This is a genomic window from Flavobacterium piscis, assembly GCF_031457575.1.
GTDB lineage: Bacteria > Bacteroidota > Bacteroidia > Flavobacteriales > Flavobacteriaceae > Flavobacterium > Flavobacterium piscis_A.
The window spans coordinates 153,373-173,585 of sequence record NZ_JAVDWQ010000010.1 but is presented as its reverse complement, the minus strand read 5'-3'; the positions used below and the strand labels follow the sequence as shown (position 1 = coordinate 173,585).

Here is a 20,213-nt window from a genome sequence, read left to right as displayed (position 1 = left end):
ACCATACCCGACTTAAAATCTTAAACTTGAAATCAAAAAAAATATTAATCATTACCTATTATTTTCCACCAGCGGGAGGGCCAGGTGTACAGCGTTGGCTTAAATTTGTAAAATATTTACCGGATTTTGGCATTCAGCCTATTATTTATGTTCCTGAGAATCCTACGTATCCAATAATTGATGAAGGTTTGGTCACTGAAATCTCTGATCAGGTTATTGTTCTTAAAAATAAAATTTGGGAGCCTTATCAATTAGCATCTGTTTTTTCAAAAAATAAAACCAAGAAAATTAGCTCCGGAATTTTACCGCATAAAAAAAAGCAAACATTTTCAGATAAAATTTTTCTTTGGGTTCGTGGTAATCTTTTTATTCCGGATGCTCGTGTTTTATGGGTAAAACCTTCAGTATCTTATCTTGAAAAATATATTAAAGAAAATAATATAGATACGATTGTAACTTCCGGTCCTCCGCATAGTTTACATTTGATTGGATTAGAATTGAAACAAAAATTAAATATAAGATGGTTTACCGATTTCCGAGATCCATGGACTACAATTGGGTATCATAAAGCGTTACATTTGTCGAACTACGCAGCAAAAAGGCATAAAAAATTAGAATATAAAGTACTAAATACTGCCGATACTATTATTGTAACCAGTAAAACTACAAAAGCCGAATTTCAGACTATTACCAATAAGCCAATTTCGGTTATCACCAATGGCTATGATATCGAAAATATTGACAAGCAAACTTTGGATGCCAAATTTACTTTAGCACATATTGGATCATTTTTGTCTGACAGAAATCCGGAATTTTTATGGGAATGTCTGATTGAGCTACTTAATGAAATTCCTGATTTTAAATTTAATTTGGAAATTAAATTAATTGGTGCTGTGAGTCAGGAGGTTTTGGATTCTCTTAAAAAGTTTGATCTGAACAGCTATTTGAATCTTTTAGGATATGTTTCACATCATGAAGCCATAGCACATCAAAAAAAATCGCAGGTTTTGCTTCTTATCGAAATTAATTCAGAAGACACCAAAAGTATTATCCCGGGTAAATTATTCGAATATATGGTGTCAAATCGTCCTATAATTGCTATTGGTCCTCAGGGGTCTGATTTTGCTGATATTATAAAGGAAACAAATACGGGAGTATTTTTTGATTATTCTGAAAAACAGAAATTAAAAAGTGTAATTTTGGATTTTTATAATCAATTTCTGGAAGGAAAATTACAAGCTAATGGTGTTGGTTTGCAAAAATATTCAAGAAAAAACCTAACCAAACAATTAGTACAATTGATTAGTGAATAACAGCTTGCAATAATCAAAAATCTAAATTCATAAGTTCAAAAAATGGGTATTGTTTTAAATCAGTCCTTCAAGAATACTATAATAACTTACATAGGCTTTGGAATTGGGGCCATAAACACACTTTATTTATATCCCGTTTATTTAGGAGCTACCTATTATGCTTTAACAAATTATATCCTCTCTGCAGCAAATGTAATTATGCCTCTGTTTGCTATTGGGATGCAAAATACATTAGTCAAATTTTATTCTCAGTATGAGACCGAAGAAGAAAAAGAGCAATTTTTGTCTTTCACTGCTTTGTTTCCATTATTAATGTGTATTCCGCTGGGAATTATTGGAATATTTTTCTTTGATGATATAACAGCTTTTGTTTCTAAAGAGAATCCGGTAGTAAAAGAGTATATTCTTTTAATTCCGTTTATCGGAATTTGTATGGCGTATTTTGAGATTTTTTATGCCTGGGCCAGGGTTCATATGCATTCTGTTTTTGGTAATTTTATTAAAGAAGTTGGTTTACGTTTATTTTCATCTGCGGCTTTGATTGGACTTTATTTTCATTGGATAACATTAGTGCAATTTGTTTATTTAACAGCTGCTATTTATTTTATTGCGTTTTTGATTACGATGTTTTATGCTTTTTACATCAAAAAACCAAGATTTCAAATTACAATTCCAGAGAATGTGAAAAATGTAATGGAATATACTTTTTTTATTATTCTTTCGGGTAGTGTTGCTAATTTGCTTTTGGACGGAGATAAACTGATGCTGAATCAATACATGAAAATCGAGAATATTGCTTATTATTCTGTAGCGACTTATATCGCGTTGGTAATATCTGTTCCAAGTCGTGCCATGCACCAGATTGTATATCCAATTACAGCAAAATTAATGCATGAAAACAAGCAGGATGAATTGAACGAATTGTATAAAAAAACATCTATTAACTTGCAAATTGTGGGGGGATTTGTAATGTTGTGCATTTTTGTAAATATTAATCAGTTGTATGAAATAGTACCAGAGGAATACAGGGGCGGAATTCCGGTTGTTTTTATGATTGGGCTGTCTAAATATTTTGATTTGATTTTAGGTAATAATAATGCTATCATTTTTAATACGAAATATTACCGTATGGTTTTATATTTAGGATTGCTTTTAGTGTTTTTAACGGTTATTTTAAATATGATTTTTATTCCTATTTATGGTATTATTGGTTCTGCCTTCGCAACTTTATTATCTATTACATTATATAGTCTGGCAAAGTTGCTTTTTGTTGTAAAACGTTTGCATCTATATCCTTTTACTAAACAAACTCTCGAATCATTAATATTGACTTTTGTGCTTTTCCTATTATTTTATTTTTGGGAATTTCCATTTTACCCTCTTATTGGTATCATGTTAAAATCGATATTAGTAACAATTTTGTATGTTTATTTAAACTATAAATTTTCAATTTCCATTGAAATTAATCAGGTTATAAATAATATCCTGAAGAAAATTGGAATCAAAATTTGATTATTTTAGTGATAAATACAACATAGCAGGTTGAAATTCAGTCTTCTTTTATATTTATTAATGGAATTTATCCTTTCACAGATACGAAAAAAAGTATTTACGTTTTTGTTATAATACTGCACAAAATAATGAAGACTTTTTTAAATAATGAAAAATTTTAAATGTGACGAAAGTCAAGTACATTAAAAAAACAAATGCTACGAAATATCCTGTAAGTCCTTTAAAAGATGATTTTTAGAATACCAAATTAAAGTTTACACAAAAGGAATGAATTTATTTTTGATTTGCATCAATATTCAGGATTCTTTTAAACCACTCATATCGAAATTAAGTCTCCCCCCGATTACTACAAGATGACAATAAATCAACCCTATTTTGCTATTAATATATTGTCAAAAAACAGAATTAGCATAGGTTGAAATTTCATAAACAATTTTATAAATTATGTAAGGAATGGGATTGAATGAGATTCTAAATTCGTTAATTATCAATACTTCCTTTTTTTATGCCGAAAAATTACTTGAATATCACTAAAAGTGGGTATTGTTAAAAGAGTTCATATTTTTTAATTTTGTTAAATTAATTTTTCAGGAAAACCACACTGATTTATTTGAAACTAACAGTTATGATAAATAATCAATTTAATAACCAGGAGGAAGAAAACTTACAAGTATTCTCTAATATGATTTCTAAAAAGGTTCATAATGGATTTGTACTTGAAGAGCGAAATGATAAAATGCTTTTTGCCGTACTATCAAAAGGCGGAAAAGCAGTTGATCACGGATTTAATTTTGTTATTTTTTGTTTAACATTAGGCTTATGGTCTGTAGCATGGTTATACCTTACAGTTGAAGCCTCTAAACAAAAGAAGATCTTAGTTGCCATCGATGAAGATGGTGTTCCTTTTGAAGAAAGGTGTTTGGTTGCTTAGCAATTAAATGATTATAAAAATCTGGCCACGAATTATTTCTTATACGATTAGTAAAAAAGGAATAATTCGTGGCTAATTTATTTAATTAAGCTTTTCTTTTAAATAAATCCCAGTAATGGATTCTTTAATTTTTACAATATCCTCCGGAGTTCCCGTTGCCAATAAATGCCCGCCATTTTCTCCTCCTTCGGGACCCAGGTCAATAATCCAGTCAGCACATTTTATGAGATCCAGATTATGCTCAATTACAATAATAGAATGCCCTTTTTCTAGTAAAGCTTCAAATGAGGCGAGTAGTTTTTTAATGTCATGAAAATGCAAACCCGTTGTAGGTTCATCAAACACAAACAATGCTTTATCTTTGGTAGCTCCTTTAACTAAAAAAGAGGCTAATTTGATACGTTGCGCTTCACCGCCAGAAAGAGTTGAAGAAGATTGTCCTAATTGTACATAGCCTAAACCAACATCCTGAAGCGGTTGTAATTTTTGAGTGATTTTTGCCTGTTTATTTTTTTCGAAAAAAGCAATAGCATCATCTATAGTCATTGTCAGGATATCATTGATGTTTTTATCATCAAAAGTAATTTCTAAAACTTCCTTTTTGAATCGTTTGCCACCACAAGTTTCGCATGGTAATGATACATCGGCCATAAACACCATCTCTACATTTGTAGAGCCTTCTCCTTTACACGTTTCGCATCGGCCTCCATCAACATTAAAAGAAAAGTGTTTCGCCTGATAACCTCTTATTTTAGAGAGTTTTTCTTTGGCATACAAATCACGAATGTCATCATAAGCCTTAATGTAGGTTACGGGATTTGATCTTGAACTTCTGCCAATTGGATTTTGATCTACGTATTCAATATGTTTAATTTGTGAAAAAGAACCGTTTATTTCGCTAAACTGACCTGCTTTTTCAGCAGCATTCTCCAACTTCTTCTGCATAGCAGGGAATAAAATCTTTTTAATCAGTGTACTTTTTCCACTTCCTGAAACACCGGTAATCACTGTTAATACATCAAGTGGAAAAGTAACATTAATATTTTTTAAGTTATTTTCTCTTGCGCCAATAATTTCAATATAATTTTTGAATTTTCTTCTTTTCTTCGGAACAGAAATTTCTAAATCTCCGTTCAGATATTTCGCAGTCAGGGATTCTGATTTTAAAATTTCATCGTAAGTTCCCTGTGCTACCAAATTTCCTCCAAAAGTTCCTGCTTCCGGACCAATATCAATAATCATATCGGCCGCTTTCATGATATCTTCATCATGCTCAACTACAATAACCGTATTTCCTAAATCACGAAGAGATAATAAAACTTTTATCAGTCTTTCAGAATCTTTTGGATGCAGACCAATACTTGGCTCGTCTAAAATATACATAGAACCAACCAGACTGCTCCCAAGTGAAGTGGCAAGATTAATACGTTGCGATTCTCCTCCTGAAAGTGTTGCGGAATTCCTGTTTAGAGTAAGATAATCTAACCCGACTTCTGTCAGGAATGACAAACGATTATTGATTTCGACCATCAAACGTTTTGCAATTTGCTGTTCGTAAACATCTAAATCTATGTTTTTGAAAAAAGTAACCAAATGTTTAATCGGTAAATCGACTAAGTCAGAAACTGTTTTACTATTAATTTTGACGTAAGAAGCTTCTTCGCGTAAACGCTTTCCGCGACAGGCGTGGCATTTTGTTTTGCCACGGTAACGTGACAACATTACGCGATTTTGAATCTTGTAATTTTTTTCTTCCAGTTCTTTAAAGAATCCATTTAGACCCTGAAAATACTGATTCCCTTTCCATATTAAATCTTTTTGGTCTTCTGTAAGTTCGTAATAAGGTTTGTGAATCGGAAAATCAAATTTATAGGCATGTTTCACCAACTCCTCTTTGTACCAACTCATACTCTCGCCTCTCCATGGATAGATCGCACTTTCAAAAACCGATAAAGAAGTATTTGGAACAACCAGATCAGCATCAATGCCAATTATATTTCCATAACCTTCGCAAACAGGACAGGCGCCATAAGGATTGTTGAAACTGAATAAATGTACATTGGGTTCTAAAAACGTAATGCCATCCAACTCAAAATTATTTGAGTAAGTAAATCTTTTATCAGAATTTAATTCCTGTAAATAGCAGATTCCTTTTCCTTCAAAAAAAGCAGTTTGTACTGCATCGGCCAGACGGTTATAGAATTCTTCTTCCTCTTTAACAATAATTCTGTCAATAACCAATAAAATATCTTTATTGTCTAATTTATGAAGTTCTGTTGGTGTAAAATCATCCAAACGTACCATTTCGTTATCAACCAGAATACGGGCAAAACCTTGTTGTAAAAGCACTTTTAGTTTGCCTTCCAGTTGTCTTCCTTCTTCAAGATGAATAGGGGAAAGCAATAACCACTTACTGTCTAAGTCGAAACTTTTTACATCAGCTACAACGTCAGTAACTGTATTTTTTTTTACTTCCTGACCTGAAATAGGAGAATAGGTACGGCCAATTCTGGCGAATAGAAGCTTGATGTAGTCATAAATCTCAGTTGAAGTTCCAACAGTAGAACGTGCATTGGTTGTATTTACTTTTTGCTCAATGGCAATAGCAGGCGCTATACCTTTTATATATTCCACTTTTGGTTTGTCCAGACGTCCTAAAAACTGACGTGCATAAGAAGATAAACTTTCTACATAACGGCGTTGTCCTTCAGCGTATAAAGTATCAAAAGCCAAGCTTGATTTTCCGGATCCGGAAAGCCCCGTAATGACTACAAGTTTATTTCTTGGAATGGCAACATCTACATTTTTTAAATTATGTACTTGTGCGCCTTTAATGATTATATTATGTTTTGGGTCGAGTGTAGAAAGGTCGATTTGCATAAAAAATGTCAATTTCTACAAAAGTAATCAATTTTGAATTGAGTATTGTTAATGAACTCTATCTGAGTTTTAAAAAGCTGTTAAACATTTTCAGGTTTTTAAATATTTAACAGTTAGTTTTTTATAGCTGCCCATTTTATTTAAAATTAGGAATGTCAATAAAAAAAAAGTTAATTTAGAGCTGTTTTACGTTAATTAATACCACAATCAAAATTTGAAAACTAAATTCTTTTTGCTGTTTTTTTTGGTGAATCTCATGGCATTTTCTCAGGAGTTTCCGCCAATAATCAAATATTCTTCTTCTGTTTATGGAGCAGGAAATCAGAGTTGGATGATATCTCAGGATAATCAGAACTATTTATATTTTGCTAATAACGATGGACTTTTAGAATTTAATGGTACTAATTGGGAGTTGTACCACGCTCCTAATGAAACTATAGTAAGATCTGTAAAAGTAATAGACAATAAAATTTATACTGGCTGTTATATGAATTTTGGTTATTGGACAAGGCAATCCAATGGAAAATTAAAATATACTTCATTAAGTGATACTATTAAAAATAAAATTCTGGACGATGAACAGTTCTGGAATATTTTAAAATATGATCAGTGGATTTTGTTTCAGTCCCTAAATCGAATCTATATTTATGATACAAAAAGCAAAGTTTTTAAAATTATTGCACCAAAAAATGGTATTGTAAAATCATTTAATACCAAAAACTCTATTTATTTCCAAACCATAAAAGAAGGGCTTTTTGAAATTGAAAGTGGAAAAGTCAAATTGGTATCAGACAATCTTATTCTGAAAAAAAACACTATTGCCAATGTTTTTTCAACAGAAGACGGATTGTTGATTCAAACTCAATTAGATGGTTTTTACAAATTAACAGGAACAGATTTAACGCCTTTTATAACAGAAGCCGATGCCGAATTAAAAGCGGGCTTTGTTTATAGCAGTCAGCGTCTTGTTGATGGAAACTTTGCTTTAGGGACTGTTTCTAACGGGATTTTTATTTTATCTGATTCAGGTAAACTTAAATATCATATTTCGCAAAGTAAGGGTTTGAGTAACAATACAGCCTTATCACTTTTTGAGGATAACGATCAAAATTTATGGGTAGGTCTTGATAACGGAATTAATTGTATTAATGTTAAATCTTCTGTCCACAGTTTTACTGATGATACGGGGGTTTTAGGTACAGTTTATGCATCTGCGACTTATAAAGGAATGCTGTATGTGGGTACTAATCAGGGATTGTTTTGTAAAAAAAGTCAAAGCAATTCTGAATTTAGATTCATCAACGGAACAAAAGGACAGGTGTGGTCTTTGTTTGTATATGATGATACACTTTTTTGTGGACATGATTCAGGGACTTTTATAATTATAAAGGATTCGGCAAAAAACATATTTTCAGCATCAGGAACATGGAAATTTGAAGCGATCCCGAATATTAAAAATCAATTATTGCAAGGCAATTATTATGGGATTTCGATATTGGAAAAGGTGGATAACCAATGGAAATTCAGGAATAAAATTAAAGGATTTGATTATTCTTCACGATATTTTGAAATTACGAGCAATCATGATTTGTATGTAAGTCATGAATATAAAGGAATTTTTAGATTAAGACCAGATAAATTATTATTAAAAACAGGCTTTGCTGCTTACTCATCTCCATCAAAAGGAAAAAATGCAAGTCTGACAAAATTTAATAATACAATATATTATGCTTTTAAAGGGGGTATTTTTAAATTAAATGATACAACAAAACAGTTTGAAAAAGACAATTTGTTAAGTTCTGTTTTTGAGAAAGACGAATATACGTCGGGAAAAATGATTGTAGATGATTCTAATAAAATATGGTTGTTTTCTAAAAATTACATTCATTACTTTTCTGCAAGCAAACTAAGTAATCAGTTAAAACAAAATGTGATTCCAATTCCCTCATCGTTAACTAATTCAATGTTAGGTTTTGAAAATATCACACAGGTATCAAAATCAACTTATTTAATTGGAACCACAGATGGATATTATACATTGAATATTGATGATTTTAGTTTTAAAAATTATACTGTTTTAATTTCAGACATAGCAACAAACAAACTCAATCAGAATCAGCGAAATGTTGGGTTATCTGAAGAAGGAAAGTTTAGTTCCAATGAAAATAATATTACCTTCAATTATACTGTACCGGAATACAATAAATATATCAACTCAGAATATCAGTATTTATTAGAAGGTTTCCAGGATGAGTGGAGTGAATGGAGTACTAAAGCTACAGTAAATTTTAAAAACCTGCCACCCGGCAAATATACTTTTAAAGTTAGGGCCAAATATGCAAATAGTATTTTGCAAAATACGGCAAGTTATACTTTTATAATTTTAAAGCCTTGGTACTTAACTAACTTAGCCTGGTTTGTTTATTTTCTTTTAATTCTTGTAATTGCTTATTTTATAAATAAAGCCTACAGAAATTTTTATCAAAAGCAAAGAGAGAAATTAATAGAAGAAAATAACCTTTTGCTTGAAATAAAAGAGTTAGAAAATGAGCAACAATTAATGAGGGTTAGAAATGAACAGCTTTCCCAGGATGTTGATACTAAAAATCGTGAATTAGCAGTTTCTACAATGAGTTTAAATAGCAAGAACGAATTGTTAGCTTTTATAAAAGAGGATTTGAAAAAGACATCACAAGATGAGAATAAAAATATAAAATCGGTTATTAGTACAATTAATAAGAATATAACAGAAGAAGATTCATGGAAGGTTTTCAAAGAAGCCTTTGATAATGCCGACAAAGATTTTCTAAAGCGAATTAAACAGCTTCATCCGTTATTAACCCCTAATGATTTACGCCTTTGTGCATATTTAAGATTGAATCTTTCTTCAAAAGAAATTGCCCCATTATTTAATATATCTGTAAGAAGTGTTGAAATAAAAAGGTACCGTTTACGAAAAAAAATGGATTTACAGCACGAAAACGGTTTAGTAGAATACATTTTAGCTGTATAGTACAGTAAAGTCTAACAAAATAAAACTATACATTACCACAACATTTTACAATTGTTGTGGTTTTTTTATGCAAATGTTAAAAAATTTAACATTTTTGTTTGGGTGTGAAATATGGGTATTTTTTGAGTTATGTGTAATTTAATTGCATTTTTTTATGATGTATGTTTTTTGTTGAGGTAAATTTTAACGCATTGTTAATGATATCCGATAAATTTATCTTCAATTAAACTAACTAATTATGAAAACTAAATTATTGCAAATTGTATTGTTACTGTTTACATCTTTTGCATTTTCGCAGACTTTTGATGTAAACGGAACAGTACTAGATGGATCAGGTTTATCACTGCCTGGAGTAAATGTCAAGGTTAAAAGTTCATCACAAAGTACAACCACAGATTTTGACGGATCTTTTAAATTATCAGGTCTCTCTAATGGGACGATAATTGTTTTAAGTTATATTGGTTATCGAACTCAGGAAGTTGTGATTTCAAGTAACAAAATTACTGTCAAAATGAGTGATGATGCCAAATCACTAGAAGAAGTGGTCGTAATTGGTTACGGAAGCCAGAAAAAAAGAGAGGTAACAGGTGCTGTATCTTTTATAGACAGTAAAACACTTGATGTTTTAAAGCCAGCAAGAATTGAGCAGGCTTTGCAAGGGACGATTTCTGGTGTAAACGTAACAACCCAGTCAGGTGCTCCGGGAGCCCCATTGGATATTCGCATTCGTGGTGTAGCTACAAATGGAGAGAACAGGCCTACAACTATTATTGATGGATATGTGGGTGACTTAAATTTATTGAATCCTAATGACATCGAAACAATCACGGTTCTTAAAGATGCACAGGCAGCTATTTATGGTACTATTGGGGCCAATGGAGTTATCTTAGTTACCACAAAAATGGGCAAGAAGAATTCTAAAACAAGGTTTTCTTTTAATAGTTATACGGGATTTCAGGAAACATCCAGAACTTTACCAACTCTTAATGCAACGGAGTATGCTTTGTTATTAAACGAAAGCTATGCTAATGGCGGAAATTCAGTTCCTTATCCTAATGTTTCTGGTTTAGGTAATGGTACCAATTGGCAAAAGGAAATTTTTAATAAAGGTGTACCTCTTATCAATCATGATTTATCTATTTCTGGAGGTTCAGAAAAAATGACTTACTCTGTAAGTGGCTCGCATTTAGATCAGGAAGGAATCGTTGGCGGTGACAAATCGGGATTTTTAAGAAATACCGCAAGAGTTGGTTTAGCTGCAGATTTATCTGATAGATTGAAATTAAAAACAAACTTTATTTATACGTATTTTAATAGAAAAACATTAAACGAAAATGGCTTAGGGTCAGTTTTATTTAATGCTTTAAATGTCCCTGCTACTTTACGTCCTTATGATAGTAATGGCGATTTTGCTTTGGTACCAGGGACAACCGGATTAGGAACTGAAATCATCAATCCATTAGCACAAATAGATAATACTTATAATGATTACAATTATAAAAAAATAAACGGAAACTTTGGTTTGGATTATAAGCTTTTCCGTGGTTTTGTATTGTCTAGTGCAATTGGTTTTAATAGTTCAAATAGTGAGGAAAAAACCTTTGCAAAACAAATAAGTTATGGAGGAAAAGTTTTTGATGTACAAAGAAGTTCGGTTACTCAAAGAACGGTAAATGATAATAATTATTCTTTTGACCTTTTCGGAACTTATACAAAAAAAATTGCAGACAGTCATAATATAGCAGGAACTCTTGGAACAACTATTTTTAAAGAATGGGGCAATTCAGTTTCTGCCACAGGTTTTGATGTGCCAAATAATTCTTGGGAATTTGCGGATATTTCTTTAACAAAAGGAATTTCTGAGGCTTTAAATACAAGCGGATATGTTTATGATCAAAGGAGGCTTTCGTATTTTGGAAGAGTGCAGTATGATTATAAAGGAAAATATCTTTTGTCTGCTATGTTACGCCGTGATTCTTCGACAAAATTTGGACCGGGAAACAAAGTAGCTTATTTTCCTTCGTTTACAGGAGGTTGGGTTGTTTCTGACGAAGATTTTTTTGGAGAATCAAGAGCAATTAGTTTCTTGAAATTAAGAGCGAGTTACGGAACTTTAGGAAATGACCAAATTCCAAACTACGGATATTTAGGACTTTTGACAGGAGAAGCGACTTATGTTTTTGATGGTGCTTTGGTAAACGGAACAGCTACAGGACAAGTGCCAAATCCTGATTTGAAATGGGAAGAAGCAAGAAAGTTTGATGTTGGTTTGGATTTAAGATTATTCGATGATAAAGTATCTGTAGTAACTGATTATTTTATTGACACGCGAAACGATTTATTGATTCCTAATATTCCAGTTTCAGGAATAAATGGTACAGGAGCTCCAGGGGCGAGTGCTCCAACTCTGAATGCAGGTAGTGTGAGAAACTCAGGTTTTGAATTTGCTATCGATTACAAAGAAAAATTCTCTGATGATTTTACGATGAGTTTTGGGTACAATGTTACTTTTCTTAAAAACGAAGTATTAGAAGTTAATAACGGAATTGGTTTTATTGAAGGTGGTGCTTTTGGAGTAGGACAACCAGCTCCATCAAGAATGGAAATTGGAATGCCAATGGGATATTTTTATGGTTACAAAACCGATGGTATTTTTCAGAATCAAGCCGAAATCGATGCTCATCCTTCTCAATTAGCTTTAGGAGCAAATGCAGCACCTGGTGATATTCGCTATGTAGATGTAAACGGTGATGGGGCAATTGACACAAAAGACAGAACTGATTTAGGTAACCCAATTCCGGAGGCAACAATGGGGTTGAATATGCAGGTAAATTATAAAAATTTAGACTTTGCAGTTTACACTTTCGCTTCAATTGGTAACGATATGATCCGTAATTATGAGAGAACACTTTCTGATGCCAATCGATTAGATTATGTTTTAGACCGCTGGACAGGTGAAGGCACAAGCAATTCAGTCCCTAGAGTGACTACCGGTGCAACAGCAAACAATGTTTTTTCGGATTATTTTGTAGAAGATGCTTCTTATTTCAGAATTCAAAACATTCAATTAGGATATACTTTAAATTCTAATGTAGCTGCAAAAGCAGGTATGACAAAATTAAGACTTTATACAGGTGTAAATAATCTATACATGTTTACCAAATATAAAGGTTTTGATCCAGGTGCTTCAAATGGTGCTCCAATTGGAAGCGGAATTGACTATGGGTTTTATCCAGTGCCAAGAACCTATTTATTAGGGATTAACATTAATTTTTAATTTCAATTAAAATGAAAAAATATTTATTTACAACCATTATAATCCTAACTCTGTTCTCAACAATAAGTATTTCTTGTTCGGATGAGTTCGTAGATCCTAAGCCAGAATACTCAATAGATTCTGAGAATTATTTTAACTCTAAAGAAGATTATGATCAGGCTTTAATTGCTGCCTATGATTTGTTGCAGTCTTCCTATGTAAATGTTTTACTAGGCGAAATCGCTTCTGATAATACCTTTGCAGGAGGAGAAAGCCCAACTGATGTGGTAGGTTTTCAACAAATTGATGATATGATTCATACATCGGTAAACAGTAATTTAAAAGATATTTGGAATTGGATGTTTGCAGGTGTTCAAAGAGCTAACTACATACTTGAATTTAAAAATAAGACAGATTTTGAGGGTAAAACCCAACTTTTGGCCGAAACGCATTTTCTTAGAGCATACTATCAATTTGAATTAGTAAAATGGTTTGGTGGTATTCCTATGAAAGGAGATGCGAGGTTTAAAATTGGAGATGAAAAAACAATTCCGCGTTCATCAGTTGAAGAAGTTTATGCTTCTATTGAGGCTGATTTAAATTTTGCGGTTGCTAATTTATCTCCAATTGCTTCGCAAAAAGGAAGAGCAACAAAAGGAGCAGCACAGGCATTATTAGGAAAGGCTTATTTGTACCAAAACAAATTTTCGCAAGCAGCAACGACACTTCAGGGTTTAATAAATTCATCACCTTATTCTCTGGAAACAGATTATGATGCGATGTTTGAATTAGCTGGTGAAAACGGACCTGAATCTGTTTTTGAAATACAATATACAGATGTTGAGGGGGCTGGTTTTCCTTGTTTGCAATGTAGCGAAGGAAACGTAGCGGTTGGTTTTAGCGGAATACGAAATTATTCAGGACCTCTGTTCTCTTCAGGTTTTAGTTTTAATATTCCAACACCGGATGCAGTAAATGCTTTTGAGGCAGGAGATAAACGAAAAGATGTTGCTATTCTGGATATTGAAGCCTGGGCTGTTGCTAATGCCTCTTTTGATGGAGGAAATGGCATTAGTTTCGGAAAAGGTAATGAGGACACAGGATATTTCAACAGAAAATATTTACCAAGAAAAAGAAGTGATGTTGCAGCTGGGGATTTGAATTTGACTAATCCAAACAATTACAGAGCCATACGTTATGCAGATGTTTTATTAATGGCGGCTGAAGCGTATAATCGTGGAGGGATAGATGATGGTAAAGCAAGAGGATATTTAAATGAAGTAAGAAAACGTGCTTTTGGTGATACAAATCATAATATATCAGCTTCAGGAGCAGCTCTTACAGATTTTATTTTAGCGGAAAGAAGACTTGAACTTTTTGGTGAAGGACATCGTTTTTTCGATTTAGTGAGAACAGGAAAAGCAGTAGGAACAATACCTGGTTTTAAGGCTGATAAAAATGAATTATTTCCTTTGCCAATCGAAGAAATTCAATTTGCTAATGGAAACTGGAAACAAAATCCTGGATATTAAAAAACATTAATTATGAAAAAAATACATTTTATTATAAGTTTTTTCGTTTTTGCAATCCTTATGGGTTGTGCGAATGATAGCAGTGATATTGATTTAGATGGTATAAGTGCGCCTGAAAATATTTCGGCATTGACAACCGTAACCCAGGATAATTCTGGTAAAGTTACTTTTCTTCCTAAAGGAGAAGGGGCAACACAATACAAAATTAACTTTGGTGATGGCAGCGCTCAGTCCAATTATGTTTCTCCGGGAGCAACAATAACACACACGTATGCAGAGGGGGTTTACAAGGCAAAAATTATTGCAATGGGAATAAATGGCAAAACAACTGAAGTAGATCAGGATGTGGTTGTTTCTTTCAGAGCTCCGGAGAATTTAGAAGTAGTTATTACAAATGATGTGGCTGTGTCTAAAAAAGTAACCGTAAAAGCAACTGCTGATTTTGCATTGTTTTATGATGTGTATTTTGGTGAAGCCGGAAAACCGGATCCAATATCGGTTAACAATGGGGAATCTGTTTCATATGTTTATCAGGAAGCAGGAGTTTACACTATTCGTGTGGTTTCTAAGAGTGCGGCGGTTCAAACTACGGAGTTCACCAAAGAATTTACTGCAATACTAATTCTTAACCCAATTGCTTCAGCCCCTATACCGCCAAACAGACCAGCTGGTAATGTAATTTCTATTTATGGTTCAAAATATGCCAATGTTACAGAAACTAACTATTTTCCGGATTGGGGACAAGGAGGGCAAGGCAGTAGCTGGACTGAGTTTGATTTGAACGGGGACAAAATGCTGAATTACATTAATCTGAGTTATCAGGGAATTGCTCTGGCTGATGGTACATCTGTTGATGTTTCAGGAATGGATTATTTACACATGGATGTATGGACAGCAGATTTACAAAAAATTGAAACTTCTTTAATCAATGTAGGGCCTACAGAAAAACCAGTTACAAAAGATCTTGTTGCTAATCAATGGACGAGTATTGATATTCCAATTTCTGCCTTTACAAGTCAGGGAATGACTGTTTCTGAGATTTTTCAATTGAAATTAGTTGGTACTCCTTGGGCAGGAGGAAGCGTGTTTGTTGATAATATTTATTTTTATAAAGACGGAGAAGCATTAAATATTGCAGCACCAACACCAACAACGCCAGCAGGAGATGTTATATCATTATTTAGTAATGCTTACACTAATATTGGAATAAGTACCTGGCGTACTGACTGGTCGAGCGCAGTACTGGAAGAAACCGCTGTTGCAGGAAATGCTGTAAAAAAATATTCTGATTTAAATTTTGTTGGTATTGAGCCTGTCGCTCCTATTGATGCCTCCGGAATGACACACTTTCATGTAGATGTATGGTCTTCAGATTTTACAGAATTCAGAATAAAATTAGTTGATTTCGGACCTAATGGTGCTTATAATGGAGGTGATGATAAGGAACACGAACTTAAATTTACGACACCGGCAAAAGGAACGTGGGTGAGTTTAGATATTCCTTTAAGTGATTTTGCAGGATTGACAACACGAGCTCATATAGCCCAGCTAATTTATTCAGGAAACCCTAGCGGAACACATACAATATATATCGATAACGTATATTTTCATAAATAGAAAATAAAGTTATACAGATCATTTAAAATGAATTCACATTTTATAAAAAAATTAAAATGAAAAAATATAATAAATACTTAGTATTCCTTTTTGCATTACTATTCATGGTAAGCTGCCAAAAAGATGATTTCGCCTTTGGAGCTATAACTGCTCCATCCAATATTAAGATAACCGCTGAGATTGTTGGAAAAACAACTGATGCGCCTTATGGAGACGGATCAGGTATTGTTAAACTTGTTGCAACAGCAGATAATGCTATTTCGTATAAATATGCATTTAGTGATGGCACTTCTGTAAATTCGCCTGGTGGTCAGTTTGATAAGCGATTTACTAAAACAGGTGTAAATAAGTATACCGTTACAGCTATTGCGTATGGAAAAGGTGGCGTTGCTACTAATACAACAATTGAAGTTGAGGTTTTAAGTGACTTTAGCGATCCTGATGCAGTTAATTTTTTAACTAACGGAACTTCTAAAAAATGGTATTGGTCAGCTTCTGAACCGGGTCATTTAGGAGTTGGTCAAAATGATACGGATGCAACTAAAAATTATTATGCCAATTATTACCAGGCAGGCGTTTTTGAAAAAGCAGGATCGCAGGCCAGTAGTTGTTTATATGACAATGAATTGACGTTTTCTCTTGACGGAGAACTATTAAAATTTGAATTGAATAATGGAGGATCTACTTTCTTTAACGCAGCTTTTGCAAGTGTTGCAGGAGGAAGTTCGCCAGATGATGCCTGTCTGACTTATAATGCAGGTGGAGTGAAAATAGTTTCCCTTAGTCCATCAGAATCAGTTATAATGTCAAATCCTAATAATGCAACTCAAACCAGAGGTACAACGATGAATTTCTCTGATGGTGGTTTTATGGGGTATTACATTGGTCAGAGTTCTTATGAAATAATATCATTAACAGCCAACAGAATGGTTGTAAGGGCGGTAATGGGCGGTAATCCTGCATTAGCGTGGTACCATATATTTACTACAACCAAACCTTCGCAAGTTCCTGATACAAATGTAGATTATACTAATTTAGTATGGTCGGATGAGTTTAATACTGATGGTGCTCCTGATGCTACAAAATGGGGATATAATTTAGGAACCGGAGATAATGGATGGGGAAATAATGAAAAACAAAATTACACTAACTCCGCGACAAATGCTGTTGTAGAGGGCGGAAACCTTAAAATTACAGCTAAGAAAGAAACTTCGGGAGGGGAGGCTTATTCATCAGCAAGATTGGTGTCCGAAAATAAATTCGAATTCACTTATGGAAAAGTAGAAGTAAGAGCCAAGCTTCCAACAGGAGCGGGAACCTGGCCTGCTATTTGGATGTTAGGAGAAAATTATGCCACAAAACCTTGGCCTGCCTGCGGTGAAATTGATATTATGGAACATGTGGGCAATAATCAGAATGTTATTCATGGTACGCTTCATTATCCAGGCCGTTTCGGAGGAAGTGCAGATACTGGTTCAAAAACAATATCAAATGTTTCGACTGAATTTCACGTTTACAAAACGGTTTGGAGTCCGGCATCTGTAAAAATCTATGTTGACGAAACGCTGGTACATACTGTTGCCAATGCTGCTTCATTACCATTTAACAGTGACTTCTTTTTAATACTGAATGTTGCAATGGGAGGTAATTTGGGGGGAAATATTGATCCTGCCTTCACACAATCATCAATGGAAATTGATTATGTAAGGGTTTATCAATAAAATAAAGAAAAAAAAAAGTAAAATTAGGGAGTCAGTTTTTTTGACTGATTCTCTAATTTTTTTATGAATAAAATAAATTTATAAAATGAAAAAGATAGTATTATTGATGATAGCTAACTTTTGCCTGGCTCAACAAGCAGAAAGGAAACTAATTTGGGAAGAAAATTTTAATAAAAAAAAATTAAACGAATCGGTTTGGAATTACGATCTTGGTGATGGATGTCCCAATCTTTGCGGTTGGGGAAATAATGAGAGACAGGTTTACACAAAAAAAAATCACCAGATAAAATCCGGAGATTTGATTATTGAAGCCAAAAAAGAAGGAAATCAGTATACTTCAACAAAAATTACCACAAAAGGAAAAAAAGAATTTTTATATGGCCGAATTGAAGCCAGAGCAAAACTACCATTAGGTCATGGGTTATGGCCGGCTTTCTGGATGTTAGGTTCCAACATTGATGAGGTTAAATGGCCCAAAACGGGTGAAATAGATATTCTCGAATATATAGGAAGAGATCCGCACATGGTCTACACGACTTTGCATGCCCAGGATAGCCATGGCAACACGATTAATACCAAAAGAACTGAATTTCTTACTATAGAAGAAGGATATCATGTATATGCTATTGAATGGAGCAAGGATAAAATTGACTTTTTTGTTGATGACATTCTGGTCTATACTTTTAATCCTGAAGTTAAAAACGAAGATACATGGCCCTTTGATAAACCTTTTTATATCATCGTCAATTTAGCTATTGGAGGAAATTTTGGAGGACCAGATGTTGATGACAGTATTTTGCCACAAAAATTTCTAGTGGATTACATTCGGGTTTATCAATAATTAAAATTGTAAGATTAATAATACGTAAAAGTGTAGGGTATATTTAAAATGTCTGTTTTTGAATATTTTGCACTTTTTTAAATTCTAAAAAAGGATGGAGTTATTAAAGGTTTTAAAAGACTTTATTGCAAATGTTTGAGTTTTATCTTTTCTTTTTATGATTTTATTGTTAATTATCAGTCCATTCATTTGCATTTTAAAATAATTATTTGTTAAATTTGGAAGCAATATTAACATAACCTAAAAAGAAACAGCCTATACAATAAAATTACTTTTTTAAAAATTTTATATTTTAAATAGAAACAAAAAAGTAATATTATGGCTGATTTGCATATTCCTGACTCTCTATTGGTTAAAAATTATGTTGAAGGCAACGAAAATGCTTTGTCAACATTAATAAAAAGACATGAGTCTAAAATATATGGATTTATATACTCAAAAATTGCCGATAGGGATATTTCAAACGATATTTTTCAAGATACTTTTATTAAAGTAATTAAAACTTTAAAAAACAATTCCTATAACGAAGAAGGAAAGTTTTTACCATGGGTAATGCGAATTTCACATAATCTTATTGTTGATCATTTTCGCAAAACCAAGAAAATGCCCATGTACAGAGAAACAGAAGAATTTTCGATCTTTTCGATTATGTCGGATGATTCTTTGACTATCGAAAGCAAAATGATTTTAGATCAGGTAGAAATTGACTTAAAAAAGCTAATTCAGCAACTTCCGGATGATCAAAAAGAAGTTTTGGTAATGCGTATGTATCAGGATATGAGCTTCAAGGAAATTTCTGAAATTACAGGAGTTAGTATCAACACAGCATTGGGCAGAATGCGTTATGCTTTAATGAATCTGAGAAAAATCATCGATAAGCACCAAATTATTTTAACTAACTAAATACTATTTTGATACTTAGTTCGTTATACTACTATAAAAACATTTCACAGTATGGCGAAAATTTACTCTAAAAAGACATTAGTTACTAAAAACTTAAAACCAAAAAAAGAAGTTGTTTCTTTTTTATTAAATTATTCACAAGCGTTAACTATTGTGAAAATTGAGAACAAAAGGTTTGAGATTATAGCTAATTAAACAGCCCACTACTTTTGTCGGATGTTTATTTTGAAAGAAAGCCAAATGGTCGTTTTGGCTGAAAGCTCACTATTTGTATGTAAATACAGATAGTGAGTTTTTTTGTTCTGTTTAAGAATAATTAATTATCAGATTTAAGTTACGATTTATGTGGTTAATTTGTTAAAATTTATTGTTTTATTAGTTTATTTAATATTTTTCTTTAGTTTAGTTAAATAGTAATGCTCTTATTTGATTGAATTGACGGATTTAAATGTCTGTCTTAAAATGCATTGTAGGAATATGAATCACTAACTAATATTATTACTAATTAACCTAAGTATTATGAAGAAAAATTACACTACTTTATTCTGTTTGTTTGTTACACATCTTAATGTTTTGAAAAAAGGTTAGGCTATGGTAGGTGGATAGGTAACTTCAATTGTTGACAAAAGAAATTTTGCCCTGCATTTGAGTATTATGTCCCAACGTTTTGACGCAAAATTGTTGTATAGGTTTG

General features: G+C 32.7%; 11 protein-coding genes. 10 read left to right on the top strand and 1 reads right to left on the bottom strand.

What is annotated here, in order from left to right:
- The first annotated feature begins 26 nt into the window (after positions 1-26).
- From J2W48_RS15240 to J2W48_RS15230, 3 genes are all read left to right on the top strand, one after another.
- Positions 27-1,313, top strand: a complete 1,287-nt coding sequence (locus J2W48_RS15240; protein WP_310282499.1) for a glycosyltransferase family 4 protein — start codon at positions 27-29, stop codon at positions 1,311-1,313.
- Positions 1,314-1,355: 42 nt separating this feature from the next.
- A complete protein-coding gene (locus tag J2W48_RS15235; RefSeq protein ID WP_310282498.1) occupies positions 1,356-2,825 on the top strand; it encodes an oligosaccharide flippase family protein in 1,470 nt (489 codons plus the stop codon).
- 625 nt (positions 2,826-3,450) lie between these two features.
- Positions 3,451-3,756 carry a hypothetical protein gene (locus J2W48_RS15230; protein WP_310282497.1) on the top strand — a complete coding sequence of 102 codons (306 nt, stop codon included), beginning with the start codon at positions 3,451-3,453 and terminating at the stop codon, positions 3,754-3,756.
- Positions 3,757-3,837: 81 nt separating this feature from the next.
- Here the strand turns inward: J2W48_RS15230 and uvrA are convergent, their stop codons facing one another.
- A complete protein-coding gene (uvrA, locus tag J2W48_RS15225; protein WP_310282496.1) occupies positions 3,838-6,636 on the bottom strand; it encodes an excinuclease ABC subunit UvrA in 2,799 nt (932 codons plus the stop codon).
- Between the two features lie 214 nt (positions 6,637-6,850).
- Between uvrA and J2W48_RS15220 the strand changes: the two genes are divergently transcribed.
- The 7 genes from J2W48_RS15220 (at position 6,851) to J2W48_RS15190 (ending at position 19,519) form a co-directional block, all read left to right on the top strand.
- Complete coding sequence (locus J2W48_RS15220) at positions 6,851-9,649, top strand: triple tyrosine motif-containing protein (RefSeq protein WP_310282495.1); 2,799 nt, start codon at positions 6,851-6,853, stop codon at positions 9,647-9,649.
- Positions 9,650-9,887: 238 nt separating this feature from the next.
- The gene (locus tag J2W48_RS15215) at positions 9,888-12,926 is read left to right on the top strand and encodes a SusC/RagA family TonB-linked outer membrane protein (protein WP_310282494.1); all 3,039 of its coding nucleotides are present in this window, start codon (positions 9,888-9,890) and stop codon (positions 12,924-12,926) included.
- Between the two features lie 11 nt (positions 12,927-12,937).
- Positions 12,938-14,437 carry a RagB/SusD family nutrient uptake outer membrane protein gene (locus tag J2W48_RS15210; RefSeq protein WP_310282493.1) on the top strand — a complete coding sequence of 500 codons (1,500 nt, stop codon included), beginning with the start codon at positions 12,938-12,940 and terminating at the stop codon, positions 14,435-14,437.
- Positions 14,438-14,449: 12 nt separating this feature from the next.
- Complete coding sequence (locus J2W48_RS15205) at positions 14,450-16,054, top strand: hypothetical protein (protein ID WP_310282492.1); 1,605 nt, start codon at positions 14,450-14,452, stop codon at positions 16,052-16,054.
- Between the two features lie 56 nt (positions 16,055-16,110).
- Positions 16,111-17,775: a glycoside hydrolase family 16 protein gene (locus J2W48_RS15200; protein WP_310282491.1), complete on the top strand. Its 1,665-nt coding sequence runs from the start codon at positions 16,111-16,113 to the stop codon at positions 17,773-17,775.
- An 85-nt stretch (positions 17,776-17,860) separates the two neighbouring features.
- Complete coding sequence (locus J2W48_RS15195; RefSeq protein WP_310282490.1) at positions 17,861-18,616, top strand: glycoside hydrolase family 16 protein; 756 nt, start codon at positions 17,861-17,863, stop codon at positions 18,614-18,616.
- 318 nt (positions 18,617-18,934) lie between these two features.
- Complete coding sequence (locus J2W48_RS15190) at positions 18,935-19,519, top strand: RNA polymerase sigma factor (protein ID WP_310282489.1); 585 nt, start codon at positions 18,935-18,937, stop codon at positions 19,517-19,519.
- Positions 19,520-20,213: the final 694 nt, after the last annotated feature.

Excerpts from the sequence above, each read along its gene's own strand:
- J2W48_RS15190 (WP_310282489.1), top strand. The coding sequence starts at position 18,935 with ATGGCTGATTTGCATATTCCTGACTCTCTATTGGTTAAAAATTATGTT.
- J2W48_RS15210 (WP_310282493.1), top strand. The coding sequence starts at position 12,938 with ATGAAAAAATATTTATTTACAACCATTATAATCCTAACTCTGTTCTCA.
- J2W48_RS15200 (WP_310282491.1), top strand. The coding sequence starts at position 16,111 with ATGAAAAAATATAATAAATACTTAGTATTCCTTTTTGCATTACTATTC.
- J2W48_RS15205 (WP_310282492.1), top strand. The coding sequence starts at position 14,450 with ATGAAAAAAATACATTTTATTATAAGTTTTTTCGTTTTTGCAATCCTT.
- J2W48_RS15235 (WP_310282498.1), top strand. The coding sequence starts at position 1,356 with ATGGGTATTGTTTTAAATCAGTCCTTCAAGAATACTATAATAACTTAC.
- J2W48_RS15195 (WP_310282490.1), top strand. The coding sequence starts at position 17,861 with ATGAAAAAGATAGTATTATTGATGATAGCTAACTTTTGCCTGGCTCAA.
- J2W48_RS15215 (WP_310282494.1), top strand. The coding sequence starts at position 9,888 with ATGAAAACTAAATTATTGCAAATTGTATTGTTACTGTTTACATCTTTT.
- J2W48_RS15230 (WP_310282497.1), top strand. The coding sequence starts at position 3,451 with ATGATAAATAATCAATTTAATAACCAGGAGGAAGAAAACTTACAAGTA.
- uvrA (WP_310282496.1), bottom strand. The coding sequence starts at position 6,636 with ATGCAAATCGACCTTTCTACACTCGACCCAAAACATAATATAATCATT.